Annotated in this window: 18 protein-coding genes and 3 pseudogenes; all 21 read right to left on the reverse strand. The window is 42.8% G+C overall.

Annotated elements, in window-relative coordinates; all coding sequences use genetic code 11:
- Window positions 1-11 precede the first annotated feature (11 nt).
- Window positions 12-152, reverse strand: a complete 141-nt coding sequence (locus E4T82_RS12430) for a hypothetical protein (RefSeq protein WP_167753543.1) — start codon at window positions 150-152, stop codon at window positions 12-14.
- A 246-nt stretch (window positions 153-398) separates the two neighbouring features.
- Complete coding sequence (locus E4T82_RS02295; protein ID WP_135181283.1) at window positions 399-1,565, reverse strand: ATP-grasp domain-containing protein; 1,167 nt, start codon at window positions 1,563-1,565, stop codon at window positions 399-401.
- A 13-nt stretch (window positions 1,566-1,578) separates the two neighbouring features.
- Window positions 1,579-2,325: an esterase family protein gene (locus E4T82_RS02300; protein ID WP_135181284.1), complete on the reverse strand. Its 747-nt coding sequence runs from the start codon at window positions 2,323-2,325 to the stop codon at window positions 1,579-1,581.
- Window positions 2,326-2,338: 13 nt separating this feature from the next.
- On the reverse strand, window positions 2,339-3,163 hold the full coding sequence (locus E4T82_RS02305; RefSeq protein WP_135181285.1) for an alpha/beta hydrolase: 825 nt from the start codon (window positions 3,161-3,163) through the stop codon (window positions 2,339-2,341).
- Between the two features lie 226 nt (window positions 3,164-3,389).
- Window positions 3,390-4,541 carry a low temperature requirement protein A gene (locus E4T82_RS02310; protein WP_135181286.1) on the reverse strand — a complete coding sequence of 384 codons (1,152 nt, stop codon included), beginning with the start codon at window positions 4,539-4,541 and terminating at the stop codon, window positions 3,390-3,392.
- Window positions 4,541-5,164: a putative quinol monooxygenase gene (locus tag E4T82_RS02315; RefSeq protein ID WP_135181287.1), complete on the reverse strand. Its 624-nt coding sequence runs from the start codon at window positions 5,162-5,164 to the stop codon at window positions 4,541-4,543. Before E4T82_RS02315 ends, E4T82_RS02310 begins: the two co-directional genes overlap by 1 nt.
- Complete coding sequence (locus E4T82_RS02320; RefSeq protein ID WP_135181288.1) at window positions 5,164-6,081, reverse strand: amidohydrolase family protein; 918 nt, start codon at window positions 6,079-6,081, stop codon at window positions 5,164-5,166. The genes E4T82_RS02315 and E4T82_RS02320 overlap by 1 nt, the downstream gene beginning before the upstream one ends.
- 4 nt (window positions 6,082-6,085) lie before the next feature.
- A complete protein-coding gene (locus tag E4T82_RS02325; RefSeq protein ID WP_135181289.1) occupies window positions 6,086-6,526 on the reverse strand; it encodes a MerR family transcriptional regulator in 441 nt (146 codons plus the stop codon).
- A 407-nt stretch (window positions 6,527-6,933) separates the two neighbouring features.
- Window positions 6,934-8,280, reverse strand: a complete 1,347-nt coding sequence (gene trmFO, locus E4T82_RS02330; RefSeq protein WP_167753544.1) for a methylenetetrahydrofolate--tRNA-(uracil(54)-C(5))-methyltransferase (FADH(2)-oxidizing) TrmFO — start codon at window positions 8,278-8,280, stop codon at window positions 6,934-6,936.
- A gap of 184 nt (window positions 8,281-8,464) precedes the next feature.
- Entirely contained in the window at window positions 8,465-9,184 is a 720-nt protein-coding gene (locus E4T82_RS02335; RefSeq protein ID WP_135181291.1) for a DUF3307 domain-containing protein, read from the reverse strand.
- A gap of 2 nt (window positions 9,185-9,186) precedes the next feature.
- On the reverse strand, window positions 9,187-9,846 hold the full coding sequence (locus tag E4T82_RS02340; protein ID WP_135181292.1) for a SatD family protein: 660 nt from the start codon (window positions 9,844-9,846) through the stop codon (window positions 9,187-9,189).
- A 244-nt stretch (window positions 9,847-10,090) separates the two neighbouring features.
- Entirely contained in the window at window positions 10,091-12,175 is a 2,085-nt protein-coding gene (gene topA, locus E4T82_RS02345) for a type I DNA topoisomerase (protein WP_135181293.1), read from the reverse strand.
- 102 nt (window positions 12,176-12,277) lie between these two features.
- Complete coding sequence (gene dprA, locus E4T82_RS02350) at window positions 12,278-13,123, reverse strand: DNA-processing protein DprA (protein WP_135181294.1); 846 nt, start codon at window positions 13,121-13,123, stop codon at window positions 12,278-12,280.
- Between the two features lie 93 nt (window positions 13,124-13,216).
- Window positions 13,217-14,179 (reverse strand): ROK family protein, encoded by a 963-nt coding sequence (locus E4T82_RS02355; protein ID WP_135181295.1) that lies wholly within the window; start codon window positions 14,177-14,179, stop codon window positions 13,217-13,219.
- A 23-nt stretch (window positions 14,180-14,202) separates the two neighbouring features.
- Window positions 14,203-14,748: a sugar O-acetyltransferase gene (locus E4T82_RS02360; RefSeq protein WP_135181296.1), complete on the reverse strand. Its 546-nt coding sequence runs from the start codon at window positions 14,746-14,748 to the stop codon at window positions 14,203-14,205.
- Window positions 14,749-14,754: 6 nt separating this feature from the next.
- On the reverse strand, window positions 14,755-15,528 hold the full coding sequence (locus tag E4T82_RS02365; protein ID WP_135181297.1) for a ribonuclease HII: 774 nt from the start codon (window positions 15,526-15,528) through the stop codon (window positions 14,755-14,757).
- Complete coding sequence (ylqF, locus tag E4T82_RS02370) at window positions 15,515-16,366, reverse strand: ribosome biogenesis GTPase YlqF (RefSeq protein WP_135181298.1); 852 nt, start codon at window positions 16,364-16,366, stop codon at window positions 15,515-15,517. Before ylqF ends, E4T82_RS02365 begins: the two co-directional genes overlap by 14 nt.
- A 187-nt stretch (window positions 16,367-16,553) precedes the next feature.
- Window positions 16,554-17,674: pseudogene (locus E4T82_RS02375) on the reverse strand (iron-containing alcohol dehydrogenase).
- Between the two features lie 130 nt (window positions 17,675-17,804).
- Window positions 17,805-18,625: pseudogene (rhaD, locus tag E4T82_RS02380) on the reverse strand (rhamnulose-1-phosphate aldolase).
- A gap of 22 nt (window positions 18,626-18,647) precedes the next feature.
- Window positions 18,648-18,920 (reverse strand): annotated as a pseudogene (locus E4T82_RS02385) (L-rhamnose isomerase); the annotation flags it as partial.
- Between the two features lie 66 nt (window positions 18,921-18,986).
- Window positions 18,987-20,702: a glycoside hydrolase family 3 C-terminal domain-containing protein gene (locus tag E4T82_RS02390; protein ID WP_135181300.1), complete on the reverse strand. Its 1,716-nt coding sequence runs from the start codon at window positions 20,700-20,702 to the stop codon at window positions 18,987-18,989.
- Window positions 20,703-20,767 lie beyond the last annotated feature (65 nt).

Below are 20,767 nucleotides of genomic sequence, written 5' to 3' on the forward strand. Positions count from 1 at the left end.
TATCGAGCTGATTAGCCATGTAGATAGCGGTAAATAGCGGTCGTCTCTTGATAGAGAGCAGCTGCATACTCAGCTTTTTGAAGCAAGTTGGCTACTTCTGCTGCCTCTCTTGCTGTTACGGTTGATTGCTTTGTGATAGCTTTTTTCCACATAGGCTTTTCCTCGTTTCGTATAGTTTATGATATTATTATACCGCGAATGGCGCCAAGTGAACCTTACAGCCTTGTCACCCTATCTTACAGTTTTGTAAGTATCTCTATAAACAATCGATTGGTTGTATTCTCAATTAAAACGAGTATTTTTTGAGCGTTTCTTAAGTAGTCGTGACGATGTATCAACGTTCATCCAAAGACTATACTACCACAAAAAAATTCGCCTGCTAAGAGCAGGACGAGGTATTAGGAGTGCGTTTGACTGATGTAGGCAATCATCTCCTCTAGTTCTGTACGGTTATCCGTTGTGAGAATATAAATCGTATCTCCCTGTAGGGCTGCAAAGGCGCATGGCATGCGTTTTTCCATTTTTAACTGACCAGCGTAGCGGCTGCGCAAGTCTTCCTCACTATGGACATACTGGGTCGTATCCCTGCGCGTGATGGCTAGGCAATATTGGGGTTCAAAGGTGCGCTTCGCCACTTCTTCTCCTGCCACGATACTCGCATAATCGCGATACAAATCAATCGAATGGGCAAAGTTGTAGACATCGACCGTAAAACCACCAGCAGGGCGATTGTTATACTCAATCGCGATGTAATCGTCTCCCTCACGGAAAAATTCAATGTGGAAGAAGCGTTCTCTCATGCCAAAAGCCTTGACAATGGCACGGCCATAAGCTTGAAGTTTTGGATCAATAGTCTTTAAAATATAGTAGGCATTGTCTTTCTGGCTTTCCAAGAGCTCAAGCGGCGTATAATGATAGTCAAATGTCGTCTCAAAGACAATCTTGCCGTTGCGATCAACCAAACCATCATAAGTACAAATCTCGCTCGAATTGACAAATTTTTCAAAGAAGTAGACAGTTTCGCGGTCCCACTGGTCTATAAAGTGCTCCACGTCTGCTTGACTGGTCAATTTGTAGGTTGCAGCAGCTCCTACTCCATTATCGGGCTTGGCAATCAGGGGCAGACCAATTTTTTTCAGGGATCTGGTAATATCTTTTTCCGTCTTAATCACCTGCCCTGGAACAACTGGCACACCTGCTTCTGCAAAGTATTTTTTCATTTTTGACTTGAATTTTGTCTTACGCAGGTGGTTCGGCTTAGCTCCAAAGATATGGAATTGCTCACGGAGGACCGCATCATTTTCCAGCCAATATTCATTATGAGATTCAATTCGGTCAATCGGACCATGCTTATAAAATAGAAAGGCGACAGCGCGCTTCACTTCATCAATATCTTCCAGATTCTCAACGCGGAAGTATTCGGTCAAAGCCCCTTGCAAATCTGGTCCTAGCTGCTCGTAAGGCTCTTGTCCAATTCCTAGAACATTGATTCCTTTTTTAGCCAATTCAATCGTAAATGGTTGAAAATTTTCAGGATAATAGGGCGAAATCACAATAAAATTCATACATAGCACCTTTCTATAGATCGAGGGTTCGTAAGAAATACGGCATTTGTCGTCTCCACCATACCCAGTCATGGGCGACATCACTTCCCCATTCATCAAACCATGCAGGTATATTTTTCTCAGCAAAAGCGGCCTTTAGATTGTAGAAACTTGGCAAGCCGTCCTGCTCCCAATCTCCCAGACCAGAGCAGACAATGATGTCGGATTGACGATAACGATCGATAAACCAGCCGTCATGTTGGTTCCAAATGTAATCTGCTGGAGAATTTTGATAGACTGCCTCATCATGACCGTAATCTTGGTTGTTGTTAAAGAAACGGGCATCGTAAATTCCAGAAAGAGCGATGACCTTATTAAAGACATCTGGATGTTGGAGGAAGAAATTCAGCGCATGATAAGCCCCCATTGAACAACCTGTTGTCATCATCGGCTCAAACCAGTCTGTCTTATGTTTGATAAAGGGGATGGCTTCCTCAATCACATAGCGTTCATAGGCTTGATGTGCCTCAGCGCGGTCATGCATTGATTTCCAATCTGCCAACCAGCTTTCCTTATCAATACTGGTTAGGGTGAAAAATTGAACCTTCCCAGCTTCAATCGATCCCTTACAAGCCTCAATCATGCCAAAATCAGCATATTCATTGTAAGAACCGCCAGATGAGGCAAAAACAACTACTGGAATACCTGCATGCCCATAGCGATTAAGGTTCATTTCACGACCTAGATTTCCTGACCAATGACTTAAAAATTCTACGTGCATATACTCTTTCTCCTTACCATTTTTCACTTAAAAAACGTAGACAATCAGGCAGATATTTTGCCCATGCTTCTTCGTTGTGAATCGCTCCTGAAATGATTTCCAAGGCAAGATTATCCAACTCTACTCCCCCAGCAATCAACTGACGATAGTAGGAAATAGAAGAGTGGATATAAGCTTGCTTGATATTGCCTGCCATTAACGTCTTATCGGTATCATCTGCTTCTTCCGTCCCAACATAGATGTAGACCCGCTGGTCCTTATCCAATTCCTGACGCTCAATATAGCGATCAAAGGCCTCCTGATGAAGCCAGTTGGCAGATGAAAAGACTCCCAAGCAACCGATTTGCTCTTGATAGGCCAAGCCCATGAATTGGGTGATATTCCCGCCTAGGGAAGAACCAATCATAGCAGTATGCGCCTTATCCGATTTAGTACGGTATTCACTGTCGATAAAGGGTTTGACTACTTCCATGACAAATTCGGCATATTCTGTCCCTTTGCCCCCGAATTGGACACCGGGGATATTGATTTCCTTGTACTTCCAGGCGGAATATTCGTTCATCCGCTGGAAACTATCATTATCAATAGCAACGACAATCATCTTGACAATATCAGGGTTCCGTTTGATAGCGGGAATGATTTTCCAAGAATGGCCGCTAAAAGACTCCTTGCTGTAGAGGATATTTTGCCCGTCATGAAAGTAAACAACCGGATAGGTTTGGTCTGTATCTGTCTCATAATTTTTAGGTAATAAGACCCGCACGCGCCGCTTGTCCTTGGTGTAAGGAACTTCTAATTCGTGGGTTCTCATATCAAGATAAAAGTAAGACTTGTTCATCAGATTCTCATTTCCATTTCAAATATAGAATTAGTATACCATATTTTCTGATAAAATATTCAGAAAATTTAGTTATTTTGTCAAAAATTCGGGAAAAACGAACAAAAAGAGATGATTTCAGCACGTAACCAGAAATAAAGGAGTGGGAAATATCAATCTTTCCCACTCCACAAGTCTAATATAGACATTTCGTTTACCTTTAGCTATAAACTAAATGAGTATAAATCTAAAAATCTTCTTGTTCAGCCACAAGCATATGGGATGATTGATGGTGCAACATCAAGGCTGTCATTCCTACTGTGACAAGGAAAGCGACCAAGGTTAACATCGGAGAATCTTTAGTGACAATCAAACTCATCAGCAAGCCAATCGTTGGTAGGGCCAATTCGGCAAGATAAAATGTACGAGTCCAGCTGTATCCTGCCTTGTTATAAGGTGCATGTAGGAGAATTCCAAGCAAAAACAAGAAAATACCGCCATAGAGCAGGCCCACAATCACATTTTTAGATAGCTGATGCTCCTGCAATAAGGTAAAGGCAGCCGTAATAAAGCTCAAGCCAAAAAAGATAAAATAATGATAATAAATGGCACCATTTCCTGAGACATTTGTTTTATTGACATCTATCAAGCAATCAATCTCTGTAATATAAAAGAGAAATAGATTAGCGACAATTAAAAAAGGAAATAAGGACGAAAATGAAAATGCTTCAATTGAAAAATAAGGGGCGATTCCAATAATCATCTCGCCAAAAGTGATAATCACAAGCAGAGATAAACGCTCGATTAAATGGGAGAAATGAATCGGAGTCAGTCCCTTTAAAGCCTCTGTCTTTTCTGGATTGAGTAAGAGAGATGGCATGAGCCAGGTTACAATGATTCCTAAAATAGCAATTGCGAGACTAAATGGATAGGGGAGAAATAGACAGGACAAGAGGCTAACAATGCGCACTCCCAAAATGGAAAAGAATTGCTTGATAAAGTATTGATCGGCTTGATTTTTAGTAGTGCGATACTCAACGCCATATTGTGCAAGTAGGAGGAAGGTGAGAACAGCCATTGAGCTAAAGAATGGGACGATCATTGTTTGTAAATCACTAGACAGCAAGCTAGCAGCAACTAGCAAACATATCATCTGCAAGAGCATAAAATATGTGTTGGTCGGGCTATTTTTCCCAAAACGGTTGGTAAAAACCATCTGAATCATCCAAGAATTGATAAAGATAATCAAGGCGATACTAAAGACAACAATAGTTTCGTGGATGAACATTCCATGGTGAACATTGGACAAGAGATGAGTCATTTGTGAAATAACATAGACATAGACTAAATCATAAAAGAGTTCAGTCAGTTCTACTTTTTTATGTCGAATTAGTGACATTATAACTCCTTTTCTATTACAGAATAGACTACATTTCCTTTGTTTACGAATGCAATCGGTGACAACTCACGCCTACCTATTTCTTCAAGATAGGCCTTATTTTCTAAAAAGGGCGCTATAAGGCTATAACCTATGCGAAAGATGTGCATAATATACCAGGTGTTGGGCGAATCCGCAACGTGACCAGCATACAGAACACCGCTTTCTCGTGCTTGCATTGCCTCAAAAAGTTCATTTTTAAATAGTCTTTCCATACTTTCTTTGATATGGACAACCGTCAGCCTCATCGACAGTTTAGACAAATCCTCTTCAATCAAGCGCTCTTTTTCAAGCAAGACTTGAGGAATCAGTGCAATGCGTTCTTTTTTAGGAATAAATTCTTGCGAAAAGGCAACGAAGTCCGCAAAATGTGCAGATTCGATATGTTCTTGGTAGGCCATGCGATCACGGTAGACTTCTATCACGTAAAAATCTTGCTCTCTCGCATCTTCTGCCAAATACATGGCAAGTGTTCCCTCTTCTTGTACGATAGACTGGGTAAAATTAGTCTTCCCAATGCGGAAAAATTCTTCCAGTTCCGCTTCTGCTACTTCTAACTTAAAAATATTGACAATCGGTTGCATTAGACTCCTTTCTGTTTCGATAAACGGTACCAATTATCCGCAAAGATGGCCTGTTTTTCTTCGGTTGAAAGAGGCATCGCCTCAATCGCTGCAATGATTTCTTTGGTTGGTCCAGCAGGCAGGATACCTAGGGGCGCATCTGTTCCAAACAAGACATGTTCAATTCCAAAATAATCGACTGCTAATTCAAGTGCCTTAGGATTACCTAACAAGGCCGTATCTACGTAAAATTTCTGGAAATCCTGCGCCATATCCTTGGACAAGATATGACGAATCCGCTCGGCAAAATAGGGCACCATAGCTCCCGCATGGTGGACAATCACCTTCAAATCAGGATACTGTTGGAAATAATTAGCCTGTACTAGATCAAGCATGGCCTGTGTCTGCTCGTATTCCCATGAAAAGACGATGTTATTATCAGGTTTTCTCACATCAAACACAGGATGGAGCCAAATAGGAATATGTAGCCTTGCGCAGGCTTCAAAAATCGGTGCAAATTCTGGTGCAGCAAGAGACTGACCAAGGTGGCGACTGAACAATTGAATCCCTACGATTTCCTTATTTGGGGCTACAAATTCTTCCAGTATCTGAAGGCTACCTTCCACATGATTGAGTGCGAGCATGGCCACCCCGCCTGCAAATTGCTCTGGATCTGCTTGCAAGGTTTCCAGCAGTTCTTGATTAGCTTCCTGAACTAGCTCCAAGGCCTCATCAGCTGCTACATAATCTTCAGGATTGACATTAACGTAGGAGATGATTTGCTTGACAGAGGAGGTTTGATGCTGCGCCCGCATGGTCATATCAAGCAGGACCGGGTTCTGCAAAAAGGGCATCTTGTCTGGTAACTGCGGATCCAACGCCAGCATTTTTTGGTAAAACCTTGGTAGTAAAACATGGGCAAATACATCAACTTTCATCTTCTTATTCCTTCCAACTAGTTTCCTTATCTGCTAAGATAGCATATTCTTCAAAATACGAGGTGACTTGGTTGATTTCGCCACTTTCATAGAGGGAAATTTTGTGTTCGAGACGGTTGATGGAACGCTGGAGACTCTCCTTGCGTTGGTACAGGGCTACTAATTGCTCTCTGAGGAGCTGTTCACGTTCTGCATTGGTCGCCTCTCCCTCATGTAATAGCTCTACGTATCGTTTCAATACTTCAATCGGAATCCCCGAATGGCGCAGACAAATCACCATCTCAAGCCAGTTCAACATTTCCTTGGTAAAATAGCGATTCCCGTTTGGCTTTCTGGGAACGGCTGGCAACAGCCCGATACGTTCATAATAGCGTAGCGTATTGGAGTTCAATTGATAAAGTTCGCTGACTTCTGTAATCGTATAGGTCTTTTCTGAATTGGTCATATTTCCCTCCTTCAACCCTACCATTATATCACTTATAGTGGACTATAAGTCAAGTTTGGTATTGTTATTTGAATGCGAGCTAAAATCTCGGAAAATAGACGAGCCACCCTAGAAATACAATTTCTTCGGTCGTCTCCCTAATTTTCTATCGATTTTTTAACGCTCTTATATCATGTTATTTGAATAAACTTTGATATATCGTCTCTTTCGACTTGCCGTACTCATACTCATAATCAATGAAAATCAATAGCAGACTAGGTGATGCCAGGGCAGAGAGAACAGAAGTTCATCAAGTCAACAACGTCTGCTTTTGATTTTCGAAGAGTATCATGTACTGTCCGCGTCTTCCGTTTCTTGTCTAAAAGTTCATTCATTTGATTATAAAAAGCTAGGGAACACCTAGCTGTTTATTTCTTATTCAACATCTCCATACAGGCGCTCAAGTCTGTCAAAGCACGTTCAGCAATTTTTTCATAGCGTTCTTTTTTATCACGAATGCGTGGCCCTTCCAGCTCTTTGATAATGCCGAAATTGACATTCATCGGTTGGAAATGCTTGCTGTCGGCATGCGTTACATAGTGCGGTAGACTTCCGATTGCCGTTGTTTCTGGGAAGATGATTTCTTCTTCTCCCTTGAATAAGCGAGCAGCGTTGATGCCAGCTACAAGACCAGACGCCGCAGACTCAACGTAGCCTTCAACCCCTGTCATCTGACCAGCAAAGAAGAGTTGTGGATTTTTCTTAGAACGGAAAGTTTGAGTTAAGAGATTCGGCGAATCCATGTAGGAATTGCGATGCATGACACCATAGCGGACAAACTCTGCATTTTCCAATCCCGGAATCATTTGAAAGACCCGCTTTTGCTCTCCCCATTTGAGGTGGGTCTGAAAGCCTACGATATTGTACAAACTTCCTGCTGCGTTGTCTTGGCGCAACTGGACAACTGCATAAGGCGTTTTATATTCACCATCACGTGGGCCTGTATAATCTTCTGGATACTCCAGACCGACTGGCTTCATCGGGCCATACAGCATGGTTTTGACCCCGCGCTTGGCCATCGCTTCAATGGGCATACAGCCTTCAAAGTATTTTTCTTTTTCAAAGGAATTGAGCGGTGCTTCTTCGGCATGAACCAACGCATTATGAAAGGCCATGAATTGCTCTTTGGTCATCGGTGCATTCAGGTAAGCAGCTTCTCCCTTGTCATAGCGAGATTTCAGATAGACCTTGCTCATGTCAATGGTATTAACATCGACAATCGGCGCTGCCGCATCGTAGAAATAAAAGCCAGCCCCGCCGTTCAAGGCGTAGATTTTTTCTGCCAAGGCATCACTTGTCAGGGGACCTGTCGCAATGACCGTAAGTCCCTCGCTTGGCAATTCTGTGATTTCTTCACGTACCACCTCAATCAAGGGATGATTTTCTAAGGTTTCAGTGACCATATGTGAAAACCCTTCGCGGTCAACTGCCAAGGCCCCTCCAGCGGGAACACGCGTGCTTTCTGCCGCTTTCATAATAACAGAGTCCAAGCGACGCATTTCTTCCTTGAGCAGACCGACCGCATTGGTCAAGCTATCCCCACGTAGAGAGTTTGAGCAGACCAATTCTGCAAAATTGTCGGTCTTGTGTTGTGGGGTGGGCTTCACCCCACGCATTTCGTACAGTTTCACAGGAATGCCCTGCTGAGCAATTTGATAGGCAGCTTCGGAACCAGCCAAACCAGCTCCAATAACAGTAATGTAGGATTGAGACAATATACTAATACCTCTAAAAATGAATGCCGTAACCCTAGCCAGCTTACAGCCTCCATTTCCTGAGTATGGGGGACACCCACACCCAAACCTTTCTAAATGTTAATACTTGATTATCATACCATAAATGTTCCCAAAGACCAATTAAAGAGAACGCGACATCTATTTACCTCATAATCTGACAGACCTAAAACAAGCAAATCCACGCGGCAACTAAAACACTCAGAATACTAAAGAGTGAGCCAATAAGATAGTATTCTGCAAAGGTGGGACTTTCAGATATTTTATTGTAACGGGCAATGGATTTGGCAGTAAAGACCAGACCGATTGAGGCAAACTGGTGAAACATGATGCAAATACTCATGACGATACGCTCTAAGTGACCAATCGTGGCTCCTACCCCAGGAATCGTATCCATCTTGTGAGTACCTTGAGGCTGATATTTTTGAAAGAAGAGCTTGAAGATAACATTGGTCGGCTTGGTAATCAGCAGAAGAAACAAGATACTATTTAGCGCTTCTCCTGCTATCATGGCTGGTAGCATCGTATCCCTTGTCAGCCTAGCTAACAAGAAAATCATGGACACATGCAAGGCTTGATCGATGAGAAAGATGACTAATGTATTCCATTTGAACCATCTAGCTACATACGGTTTTCCGCTATCAATGATAGCATGGCTGAATAGGAGCAGCAAGGTCACCCTCCAGATACTTGGAACAAAAATAGTGACCAACAGAAGGGGAAACGCGACTCCCATCAGATGGAGTCCTAAATACACCTTATCCGTGTCTTTTCGGTCCGCTATTGTTTGACTTTGTAGATGAAAATCTGATAAAAAATGGCAAATCAATAACAGCGTTACAATAGGATGCTCTAGTAGGTAGTGTGAAAGACCGGTGATAGACATTTTTACTCCTTTCCTGCTTCTTTCAGTAGCTTTAATGCGCAGTTCCGAGCTCGTAGATAGACCTTTAGATGGCTCGTTTTTAAGCGCTTAGATAAGGCGCTGCTGTCTAGTTCTAAGGTTCTTGCCAATGCTTGTTGATCAAAAGATTCATGATACCGATCATTTTCTAACAGCTTTTGTAAAAGAATTTCTTGACTGGCGCGCCAGCTAGACTTAATCGCTTCACTACTAGCAATCAAGCTATTAATCACCTCTACATTATGAACTCCTTCAAAATCAACAGCAATCTGCGTATTCCCATAATCATTTTTTTGGTGAATATGCTGAAGCGCCTTTCTGGCATACCAATAGGCTGGTCCATCAGCTCCTATGCTCTGTTCAGGATTTATATTTGTCAAAATAGTACCTAGACCAAGACCAAAACGAATTTGGTGGGGCTTCATTGCCATATTAATACTATCAATGATTTGGAATAAAGGGGCGTCCAAGGTCAGTAAGCCTTGAAATTCGTCTCCTAGTGTGATGGACATTTTTGAAATGATCACATCGCTATACTTCGCATTAAGTTGATGTAAGCAGGATTCTAATGTTTTTTGAACTTGATAGCGATCATCGATTTTTTTTGAATCGACAATATCTCCGATGAAAGCAAAATAATTCATAAACTACCTCTCATAAGTCTATAGTCTTTTGAATGAACTTTGCTACATCGTCGCTTTCGACTTGCCGTACTCATAGTCAATGAAAATCAAGTACTGTCTGCGTCTTCCGTTTCTTGTCTGAAAGTTCATTCATTTGACCATAGTATAACAGATTTGGCAAAAAAAGTCTGTTATAACGGCAATTGTTTAAAAAGTCCGTTATAAAGGAACTTCTTTTGAAACTCCTTTACAACGGAAAATTCTCTTATTTGATTTTTTCTTCTTCGTAGTCACCGTTTGGACAGACGACTTGCTTGCCACCTCCTCGGACTTTCTTTTCAACAAGGTAGTGTTGACATTTCGGACAGTCACGACCGATCGGTTTGTCCCATGAAGTAAATTCACATTCTGGATAGCGGTCACATCCGTAAAAGATACGATTGCGTTTGCTCTTGCGCTCAATGACTTGCCCTTTTTGGCAATCAGGGCAGATAACACCAATTTCTTTTGTAATCTGCTTGGTGTTGCGGCAATCAGGGAAATTGCTACAAGCGTAGAACTTGCCAAAACGTCCCAACTTAATCACCATTTCATGACCGCAGACATCACAGTCAAAGCCGGCTGGCTCGTCCTTGATTTGGATTTTTTCAATCTCTGTCTCTGCCTTGGCTAACTCAACCTTAAACGGCTGATAAAAACTATCAATAATCTTCTGCCACCGTGCCTTTCCGACCTCAACATCATCTAGTTTTTGCTCCATTTCAGCCGTAAAGGTAACATTTACGATGTCCGGGAAAAATTCGACAATCAATTTATTGACAATTTCACCAAGTTCGGTTGGCTCAAAGCGTTTGGCCGCTAGTTTCACATAGTAGCGTTTCTGAATGGTTTCAATGGTCGGTGCATACGTTGACGGACGGCCAACCCCGTTTTCTTCCAAGGTCTTGATCAGGGTCGCTTCTGAGTAACGAGCAGGAGGCTGGGTAAAGTGCTGTTCTGGCTTGGTCAAGACACGCTGCACCTTGTCGCCAACTTCCATCTCTGGCAACATCTTGCTCTTATCCGCGTCATTATAAACGGCCATATAACCGTCAAACTTCACCTGACTACCATTTGCGGTGAAAAGAACCCCGTTTTGTGTCAACCGAACACTCATGGTATCAAAAATGGCTGCGGTCATCTGGCTTGCGACAAAGCGATTCCAGATAAGGGTGTAGAGGCGCAACTGATCCTTATCCAAATATTTGGCAATGGATTCAGGAGTTAGTTGAACGTTTGAAGGTCGAATAGCCTCATGGGCATCTTGAGCACCAGAAGCATTTTTAATCTTGCTGCCGTGCTTAGAATACTTGGCTCCAAAACGCTCCGTAATAAAATCAGCAGCCTGACCTTGCGCAACGGGACTAATCCGCGTTGAATCGGTACGCATATAGGTAATCAAACCTTGTGTTCCACCAGTTCCAAGGCTCACTCCCTCATACAACTGCTGGGCAACCATCATGGTCTTGCGGGTACGGAAATTGATTTTATTGGCCGCATCCATCTGCAAGGTTGAAGTTGTGTATGGCAAAGGTGCATTGCGCTTACGCTCTTTGCGGTCTACCTTATCGACTAGGAACTCATCACCTTTAATCCGTGCTAGGACTTCTTTTACCTGCTCATTGTTTTCCAGTTTGAGTTTTTTGTCATCGAGACCATAGAAACTAGCTTGGAATTTCTTCGTGCCCTTTTTAAAGGTGCCATCAATAGTCCAGTATTCTTCTGGTTTAAAATTGTTTATTTCATGTTCACGGTCAATAATCAATTTGAGGGCTACTGATTGGACACGACCAGCAGACAAGCCCTTCTTGACCTTTTTCCATAAAATGGGCGAAATAGAGTACCCCACAATACGGTCCAAGACACGGCGGGCCTGCTGGGCATCTACTAAGTCATGATCAATCGCTCGTGGTTCTTTAAAGGCATTTTTAACGGCGTCTTTTGTAATTTCGTTGAAAACGACACGGTTTTTATCCTTCTCATCTAAGCCCAAGATATGAGCTAAATGCCATGAGATCGCTTCTCCTTCACGATCCGGGTCACTTGCGAGGAAAACTTGCTTCGCTTTTTTAGCTTCTTTTTTCAAATCGTTGATGAGCGGACCTTTGCCTCGAATATTGATATACTCTGGCTCATAATTATTGTCAAAATCAATGGACATGCTGGATTTTTTCAAATCACGGATATGTCCGACTGAGGCAACAACCTTGTAATTGCGTCCTAAATATTTTTCAATCGTTTTGGCCTTTGCTGGCGACTCCACGATGACTAAATTTTTCTTAGTAGTTGCTTTTTTCTTCGTTGTTACCATATTCTTACCTTTACAATATTTTTAAACTAGTATAGCACCAAAAAGAATATACTATTTTTAGGTAAGTGTCAAGATTTTTCTTTTCCTATAGGAAAACTCATTTTAGAGTTGGTATTCTGAAAGAACATCAATCCCCGATGTAATGCATTTTGCACCCTCTTGAATCAGAAAATGACAGCCAGCAGATTTTCCATCTGTAATAGATCCGGGAATCGCAAAAACATCGCGTCGTCCTTCGTCCAAGGCGTACTCGCAAGTAATCAGGCTTCCTGAGCGCACTTTTGCTTCTGCCACGATAATCCCTTGTGACAAACCTGCGATAATCCGATTTCGCTCAGGGAAATGGTACTTGAGGGGCTGGGCATTGGGCTCATACTCTGATAGTAGTAAATGATGCCGCGCGATATAATCCTGTAATCCCTTATTCTCCTTAGGATAATGAACATCCAGTCCAGAGCCGATGACGGCGATTGTTTTACCACCATTTTTCAACGCAGCAATATGGGCTGCAGTATCAATTCCCCTTGCTAAGCCACTGACAATTACAAAGCGATTTTGTAATTCCTTGATGATTTTTTGCACGGAGCTGATCCCTGCCTTGCTAGCAGACCTCGCCCCCACCACAGCTAGTTTTGGCTTCTGTAAGAGTTCAATATCTCCTTGATAAAAGAGTAAGACAGGCGGGTTGTAAATCTGTTTTAGCTCGATTGGATAGACCACATTTAAAATCGAAAGGGAGGGATAACGGTTAAATTCCTCTCGACAGGCCTTGAGATCCAACTGTTTGTACTGCTCGATAAAAAGGACTGGGTTGGGATAGGACGACACTAAGGCGATGGACTTAATCGATAAGGATTTGCCAATCCTCGCTTGGTGGGCTAAGACTTTATGGATATGAAGATTGGTCAAGCCAGCTTTTTTTAATTTAAACAATTCAAAGTTATTCATTTTTCACCTCTACATTTCTATTCGTAAAAGAAAATCTAAATTTCCCTATAAAAATTAAGTTCTCCTCGAAACAAAAAATCCCGACATAAAATGTCAAGATTTTGTGTATTTCTCCAAATAAAAACAGAGAGCACCGATTAAATTGGCTTGGTTGTGAAATTGACAGGCCTCAATTGCTACTGAATGGAGCAAGTGAGGAGTGCTGACTTCTGCTTTTAGAATCTCGCGATAACTGTCTTGAATCTGTTCAATTAACAAATCCTGCTGGCTAATGCCGCCTCCGATAACAACTTTGTCTAACTTAACGAGACTCGTCAGATTCAAAATCAAGTAGGCAACTTCACGGCAATAATCGGCAAATAACTTGGACAAATCGCTGTTTGCTCCCTCTTGTAATTTTTCAAAAACAGCCCGACCGTCTGCTTCTGATAGCTGCAATTGCTGGCTAGCTTGTTCGACAAACTGAACAGCTGATCCTGCATTCTCAATCAGGCTCTTGACACCTCGTAAATGAAGGCCAAAGATAGCCCCCATATCTTGAAAGGAATTGGTCGTCTTATCAAGTAAGGACTGACCGATTGGATTTAAAAATAGATTATCTGACTTTAAGTCTGCAACAGTTGCTAAATGACCATTATGGACAAGGGAAAGACCGACACCAGTCCCCAAGACGAGAGCAGCACCGCACGACGCATGGGCCAACTGCCCCAATCTAGCCTCCGCAAGGCCTGCCGCATCGGCATCATTTAGGACGCTAACAGGCAAGGAAAAACGATTTTCAAGGTGTTTGGCAAGGGGAATTGCCGTCAGATAGGGAATTAAGCCACCTTTGTAGACAAAGCCCGTCTTGCGATTGATTGTACCGGGACAAGAAATAGCTACCCCTGCAATCTGTTCATGATAGGTCTCGACAAGGTTTTCCAAGCAAGACAAAAAGCCCTCCATTCTTGCAGGAGTTGGCGTCTTGTCCATCTCTAATAGCTGAAAATCCTCTGACATGAGACTGTACTTGATATAGGTCCCCCCAATGTCAATCGTCAGATAGTTTGTTGTCATCTTGCTATTTCCTTTTCTAATCGTTATAACGTCTTGATGACACGAGCAGGATTCCCTGCTAAAACAAGGTTATCCCCAAATGACTTGGTCACGACCGAGCCAGCACCGACAACCACATTATCTCCCAAAGAAACTCCTGCTAGAATCGTTACACCGCCACCAGCCCAGAAATTATCTCCAATCGTAATTGGCTTGCCATACTCTAGCCCTGAAATCCGCTCTTTCGCATCTAGTGGATGGAGCGGTGTCAACAGCTGCACATTTGGTCCCAACATGGCATTATCGCCGATGGTAATCGGACAGACATCTAAAAATGTACAGTTAAAATTGGCATAGAAATTCTCTCCTACATGGATATTACAGCCATAGTCACAGGCAAAATGAGGCTCGATGTAAATCTGTTTGCCTGTCCTGCCAAACCATGATTTTAGTAATTGGCTCCGCTTGGCACCGTCTAATTCTTGATTAAAGGCCATGCGATACTGTCGTGCAGTGTTCCGCAGTTGCACCAATTCTGCATCTCCAGCATCATATAAGGCTCCAGCAATCATTTTTTCTCGTTCGGTCATCTTGTGTTACTCTCTTTCTTTTATCATTGATTTTATCGGCTCAAAGCTCTTCCGATGAATCGGAGTCACACCTTTTTCTTGTAAGCCTTCCAAGTGCTTGGCAGTCCCGTAGCCTGCATTTTGAGCAAAATCATAGCCAGGATAGGCCTTGTCAAATTCTGTCATCATCTGATCTCGTGTGACCTTAGCCACAATACTAGCCGCAGCAATCGAAAGACTATTGGCATCTCCTTTGATGATGGAGGTCTGCGAAATCGGTGTCTCCAAGGTCATGGCGTCAATCAGCAAGTGCTGTGGCTGTACTGATAATTGCGCCAACGCCTCTAACATAGCGAGTTTGGTCGCCTCATAGATATTGACTTCATCAATGACTTGACTGTCCTTGATACCAATTCCTACAGCAACTGCCTGCTCCATAATATCCTGATAAATGGCTTGATGCTTGGCTTTAGGAATTTTCTTAGAATCATTCAAATAACGGATTTTACAGCCTTTGGGCAAAATGACTGCGGCTGCTACAACTGGTCCTGCCAAGGGCCCTCGTCCAACTTCATCGATCCCTGCAATCAGGTCCAGACCTTGTCTATATAAGGCTTTTTCATAGATTAGCATTTGCTCCAGTCGCGCATTCTCCGCTTCTTCTGCCTGAAAATCCTTAGCTTTTTTCTGGAGCAATTGTTGCACACCTGCTCGTTCATCTTTTGCCAATTCCTCTAAACGAGGGTCGTTCTTAGTGGTAATGGAAGCTAACAGATCCTTGATTTCCTTAATCGTTGCCATTTGCATCTCCTACTGCATCAAGCGTATAAAGCCCCAGCTTACCGTCTCGGACTTCCTTGACAAATAAGCTATAAAAACGGTCATAATCCTCGCGGAACCCCAGTTTTCTCGTCATATCCATGATGATATCAGGCGCCTCATCGCCTAGATTCATCTGCTTGAAACGCGCTTTCAAGGCTTCTGGGTAATGTACTTTGAAATAATTGAGCCCAAAGATGGTCACCTCGTCCATCGGCAATAAATTGTCCTTAATAGCACCTGTGAGGGCGAGCTTGAGCGCTACTACTTCATCTTCAAACTTGGGCCACAAAATCCCTGGTGTATCAAGAATTTCCAAATCCTTATTGGACTTGAGCCATTGCTGTCCCTTAGTCACCCCAGGTTTGTTTCCAACGACTGCAATTTTCTTGCCAGCAAGGCGATTCATCAACGTTGATTTCCCAGCATTTGGAATACCGATAATCATGGTACGCAAGGTTTCAATCTGAATCCCCCGTTCTTTTTGGCGTTCGATTTTCTCCCGCATGAGTTTTTTAGCTGCTTCTGTGACTTTTTTGACGGTCGCTTGCTCCTTGGAATTAACGGTCAAAGTCGGGATACCTTGTGCCTCAAAATAAGCTCGCCATTCCTTAGTAGCTACGGGATCCGCTAAATCTGCTTTGTTTAAAATCAATAATTTGGGCTTATCGCCCACAATCTTAGTTAGCATCGGATTTTGACTGGATAAAGGCAGTCTTGCATCCACCAAAATCGTCACAAAATCAACAAATTTAAGATTTTCCTGCACCTGCCGTCTTGCTTTGGACATATGCCCTGGAAACCATTGAATCGTTGCCATTGTTTAACATTCCTTCCTTCGTATACATCATTCACCATTAGATAATCAATTATCATTATACCATGATTTTGAATCATGTATAGCCATTCACACCTGAGAGACTAAAAAAGAAGCAAAAAAAGAAGCGAGGAGAGCCGCTTTCTGCAAATGAACGGCTTCCCACACTTCTTTCTTATGTATCTGATTGTTAAAACAACTCTTTATAAAAAGCAATGGTTTCTTCAAGGGTTGGCATGAAAGGATTGCCTAGTGCACAGGCGTCAATCAAGGCATTTTGGGAAAGGTATTCAAAGTTAAATTCTTCTTCATTGATGTCCAATTCGGTCAATTTCTTCGGAATGCCGACGGTTTCAGAGAGTTTTTCAATTTCTGAGATGGCGTAGTCTGCACATTCTTGGTCTGTTTTGCCTTCTATATGAAGTCCGAGGGCTTTTGCAACATCGCGGAATGCTGCTGGTACACGTTGAGCATTTTCCCGTTCAACCACTGGCAGGAGCATCGCACAACAAACTCCGTGTGGGAGATTATAAGCAGCTCCTAATTGGTGCGCCATAGAGTGAACATAACCTAATCCAGCATTGTTAAAGGCCATTCCTCCGAGAAAGATTGCATGGACCATAGACTCACGAGCTTCGATATCCTGACCATTTTCAACCGCACGTGGAAGGTATTCTTTGATAAGCTCAATCGCTCCGATAGAAAGTTTCCTGGTCACTCCGTAAGCAGCAGGTGTTACAAGAGCTTCAACCGCATGGGTCAAGGCATCCATCCCGTCGCTGCTGTGAGGGCTGCTGGTTTTGAGAGCATCAGTTCTGGATCGTTCACTGACATGAGAGCCAAGCTATTTTTATCCACCATCATCATTTTGACCTTGTGCTCTTCGTCTGTAATAACGTAGTTAATTGTTATTTCTGCAGATGTTCCCGCAGTTGTATTGACAGCAACAACCGGCAGACCTTTCTTTTCAGACTTATGAAGGCCTTCATAATCTTGTGGTTTTCCACCATTGGTCGCCATGATAGAAATACAACTTGCAGCATCTTGGGGAGAGCCACCACCGACTGAAATGATAAAATCGCACTCATTTCCCTGCAACACCTTTAAGCCGTCTTCGACATTTTTACAGGTCGGATTTGGCGCGACATCACTGAAGATAACATAGTGAATATTAGCTTCATCCAAAGGCTTTGTCACCTTCTCCAAAATATCGCTAGAGCGGATGAAGTCATCTGTCACTAACAGGGCTTTTTGGTAGCCCAGCTCTTTGACATAGCTACCAACTTCCTGAACACAGCCACGACCAATCAAGTTGACCGCAGGTACATAAAATGTTGCCTTAACATTTCTCCTTTGTTATTTTATATTTCGTTTTATTTTGTTCATATCATCACTGTCTATTTCGTATATTATTATATATTATGATAAATCAATATGTATGTCACATTTCTTCTAAAAATCCTGAGTGGGGAGTAACTCCGAAGGCATGAGCTAATGCTACTAGTTGCTGATCGGTAATATCTTGTTTGATACTACCACCTTGGGCACCTATTTGAGAGTAAATCATGGCAGCTTTTTCAATCACTTCTACAAGGCCGTAGGTTTCATCAAGAGAAACGCCAGAAGCAAATAGGCCATGGTGAGGCCAGATAACCGCTTGAAATTCGCTCATCTTCTCTGCAGTTGCTTGTCCAATTTCTCGTGTGCCTGGTGTCATATAGGGAATGACACCAATGCCTTCTGGGAAGACGACCAAGGATTCTGCCTGCATTTTCCAAAGAAGCCGTGATAGGTGCCGTTCATCCAAGTCTTGCGTAAAGGTAAGGGCAATTAGATTGGTTGGGTGGCAGTGAAAAACCACTCGTTGCTCTGGATTGACCTTTAGGCGTTCCATGTGGCTCATCAAATGACTTGGAAATTCAGATGTTGGTTTTCCACCATCCGCAAATCCCCAGAGCAGATGCGCACTCTGTCCATCTTCTGAGATTTGAACCAAGCCCAAATCCAGTTCTGGCTGATGGAGGATATTTCGGAAATACCGTCCAGTTCCTGTTACGAGGTAATAAAAGCCAGACAGACTAGGGGCATCAAAACCAAGATCAAAACTGCGAATTACCGTCTGATTATCCTCATAACCTGCTACTTCTTCTGGCAATACACAGACAGAAACATTGCCCCCATTGCGCTCATCCCAGTAGCGTTCATAGGATTCACGGGTCACTTCACACATTTTTTAACAATCGGTGCATCTATAAATTTCATCTGTTTCCTCTTTCTTTTCTCATTAACGTTCATTTAGTATCATCTCTTCGTACTCTTTGACTTCTTTGAGCCAGTTAAGACCAACTGGGACACCATTTTTCTCACAGAAGTAATTCCAGACATCTGCATAAGGGAAATCTTTCAACTCTTCTGTATAGGCTAGGCGAGCTGTGAAATCAAATGTATTTTCCATCTCTTTCAGAGTTTGAGTTGGCTCTAACATCGCTTTTAAGAGTGCCTTTTGAGTATTGCGTGTTCCAATGACCCAGGCTGCAATCCGATTGATGTCTGCATCATCTAGCTGGTTGACAATGTCCTTGCCAGTTTTCTTCGATGTCGCAAAGCTAGTTTCATCAACTTGTCATTCTGAACCGATCACTTGATTGGTCGCTAGTGCAGCTTTCCCAAGTTCTTTTTGTCCTTGTGCGGCGAGAATATTATTGACAGCATCATGAGTATCCTCACCAATCGCAAAGTAATAGTTACCACCGTCTAGGATTAAGCCTCCCTTGCCATCTTTTGCCGTTGAATCCCAGCTGGTCATGTATTTCATATCTGCTGTGATGGTCACGGTTTCAGATTCTCCAGGCTCCAATTCTTTCGTCTTGCCCATTCCGAGGAATTCAAGTGCTGATTTTTCAACCTTGTGTTGCTTGTCATAGTCTGTATAAGGTGCTTGATAATAGAGCTGTGCTACCTCTTTCCCTGCTACATCCCCTGTATTTTTCACAGTCACAACGGCTGTTACCGTTTGGGCATCCTGATCCACTTTTACACTATCTAGTGTTTGTTCAAAGGTGGTATACGATAAGCCATATCCAAATGGATAGCTGACTTCTTTATCATATTCCCATGAAGAAGCGCCATTTGAAGCCCCTTTGGCACTCTTTGCATCTCCTTGGCCTAAGACACTATCGTAGTAGCGAGACTCATAATATTTGTAAACTGTGTAAATGCCTTCTGCTTCAATCAAATAATAGTTGGCAGCCATTGCAGGCTCTCCACCAAAACTTCCTAGAGGAGAGGTGGCAGATAGATTCCCCATCAATGAGTTTGGAGCTGCAATTGCAGATAGGTCTTTTAGCTCGATTCTCCCAAAATTTTGAGCGGAAGGAGAAACAGAGTTATCCACTGCATATGTGTCTGATAAGTGGCCAGAAGGATTGGCTTTTCCACTTAACACCTCTGCAACACCATTCATCCCGTAGGCACCTGGGAAGCCGATGTAAAGGATGGAATCAACTCCTTCATCCTGTTTCAACTCTTCAATTTCCATGACTGAGCCACTATTGACCAAGACGATGACCTTCTCAAAGTTGTCTTTTGCTAACTGAAGAATTTCTTTTTCATTTTTACTGAGGGAAAGGGCACTATCTGTGTCGTATTTTTTAGCATCAATGCCTTCTGCCCCTGGATAGTAGTCATTTCCTTCAGAACCTGGACGAGAGAGGACGACAAGCGCTGCATCATTGTATTCTTTAAAACTGTCTTGGTAATTCTCCCTCGCCTTTCCTCCTGCCGTGTAGGTCGAAATAGCTGGTTCAGAAGGCTCATATGGTGTAGAAAATTCTGCTGGCCGGTAGCCAAAGATAGGCGCTGTTCCAGTCCAAGTCTTTTTCTCACCTGTTTGAATTTCACCAAATGTTTTATAGATATCCATCATTGTTGGATTGACTTCAAATCCAGTCTCTTTTAGAGCTGTCACTAAGTCAACCTGATCTTCACCTGTAATGGTACTGCCCATGACACCTCCGAGGAAAGGATACTGACTTCCCATGCCAAACAAGGTAATCTTTTTATTTTTCAGAGGCAGCGTTGCCTTGGTATTTTTTAGTAAGACACTTCCTTCTTCTGACACACGTTTTCCTAAATCTTTGTGTGCAGCAACCAAAGCATCTGTCGTTTCATAAATGGACTTAAACTTATCATCGCTTGTAGTAACTGTACTAGACGTTCCAAGTGCAAAGTCAATCGAACTCCGCCACGTATTGACAATCCCTGTCGCACTGGCGAGTGCGACAGACGATGATAGGAATAAAGCCGACACCCCACGAAATACTCTACCTGAGTTTTTCATCTGTTAACCTCCGTATTTAACTTTCCCACTTTAAAACCTGTGACTAGCTCTAGAAACTAGTGGCT

It is taken from the genome of Streptococcus cuniculi (assembly GCF_004570575.1).
Lineage (GTDB): Bacteria > Bacillota > Bacilli > Lactobacillales > Streptococcaceae > Streptococcus > Streptococcus cuniculi_A.

What these genes read in the sequence shown, in the direction of transcription:
- E4T82_RS02340 (WP_135181292.1), bottom strand. Translation starts at nt 9,846, where the DNA reads ATGAATTATTTTGCTTTCATCGGAGATATTGTCGATTCAAAAAAAATC.
- E4T82_RS02310 (WP_135181286.1), bottom strand. Translation starts at nt 4,541, where the DNA reads ATGTCACTAATTCGACATAAAAAAGTAGAACTGACTGAACTCTTTTAT.
- E4T82_RS02355 (WP_135181295.1), bottom strand. Translation starts at nt 14,179, where the DNA reads ATGACAACAAACTATCTGACGATTGACATTGGGGGGACCTATATCAAG.
- E4T82_RS02300 (WP_135181284.1), bottom strand. Translation starts at nt 2,325, where the DNA reads ATGCACGTAGAATTTTTAAGTCATTGGTCAGGAAATCTAGGTCGTGAA.
- dprA (WP_135181294.1), bottom strand. Translation starts at nt 13,123, where the DNA reads ATGAATAACTTTGAATTGTTTAAATTAAAAAAAGCTGGCTTGACCAAT.
- E4T82_RS02335 (WP_135181291.1), bottom strand. Translation starts at nt 9,184, where the DNA reads ATGTCTATCACCGGTCTTTCACACTACCTACTAGAGCATCCTATTGTA.
- E4T82_RS02320 (WP_135181288.1), bottom strand. Translation starts at nt 6,081, where the DNA reads ATGAAAGTTGATGTATTTGCCCATGTTTTACTACCAAGGTTTTACCAA.
- E4T82_RS02305 (WP_135181285.1), bottom strand. Translation starts at nt 3,163, where the DNA reads ATGAACAAGTCTTACTTTTATCTTGATATGAGAACCCACGAATTAGAA.
- E4T82_RS02325 (WP_135181289.1), bottom strand. Translation starts at nt 6,526, where the DNA reads ATGACCAATTCAGAAAAGACCTATACGATTACAGAAGTCAGCGAACTT.
- E4T82_RS12430 (WP_167753543.1), bottom strand. Translation starts at nt 152, where the DNA reads ATGTGGAAAAAAGCTATCACAAAGCAATCAACCGTAACAGCAAGAGAG.
- E4T82_RS02315 (WP_135181287.1), bottom strand. Translation starts at nt 5,164, where the DNA reads ATGCAACCGATTGTCAATATTTTTAAGTTAGAAGTAGCAGAAGCGGAA.
- E4T82_RS02295 (WP_135181283.1), bottom strand. Translation starts at nt 1,565, where the DNA reads ATGAATTTTATTGTGATTTCGCCCTATTATCCTGAAAATTTTCAACCA.
- E4T82_RS02360 (WP_135181296.1), bottom strand. Translation starts at nt 14,748, where the DNA reads ATGACCGAACGAGAAAAAATGATTGCTGGAGCCTTATATGATGCTGGA.
- E4T82_RS02365 (WP_135181297.1), bottom strand. Translation starts at nt 15,528, where the DNA reads ATGGCAACGATTAAGGAAATCAAGGATCTGTTAGCTTCCATTACCACT.
- E4T82_RS02390 (WP_135181300.1), bottom strand. Translation starts at nt 20,702, where the DNA reads ATGAAAAACTCAGGTAGAGTATTTCGTGGGGTGTCGGCTTTATTCCTA.
- topA (WP_135181293.1), bottom strand. Translation starts at nt 12,175, where the DNA reads ATGGTAACAACGAAGAAAAAAGCAACTACTAAGAAAAATTTAGTCATC.
- ylqF (WP_135181298.1), bottom strand. Translation starts at nt 16,366, where the DNA reads ATGGCAACGATTCAATGGTTTCCAGGGCATATGTCCAAAGCAAGACGG.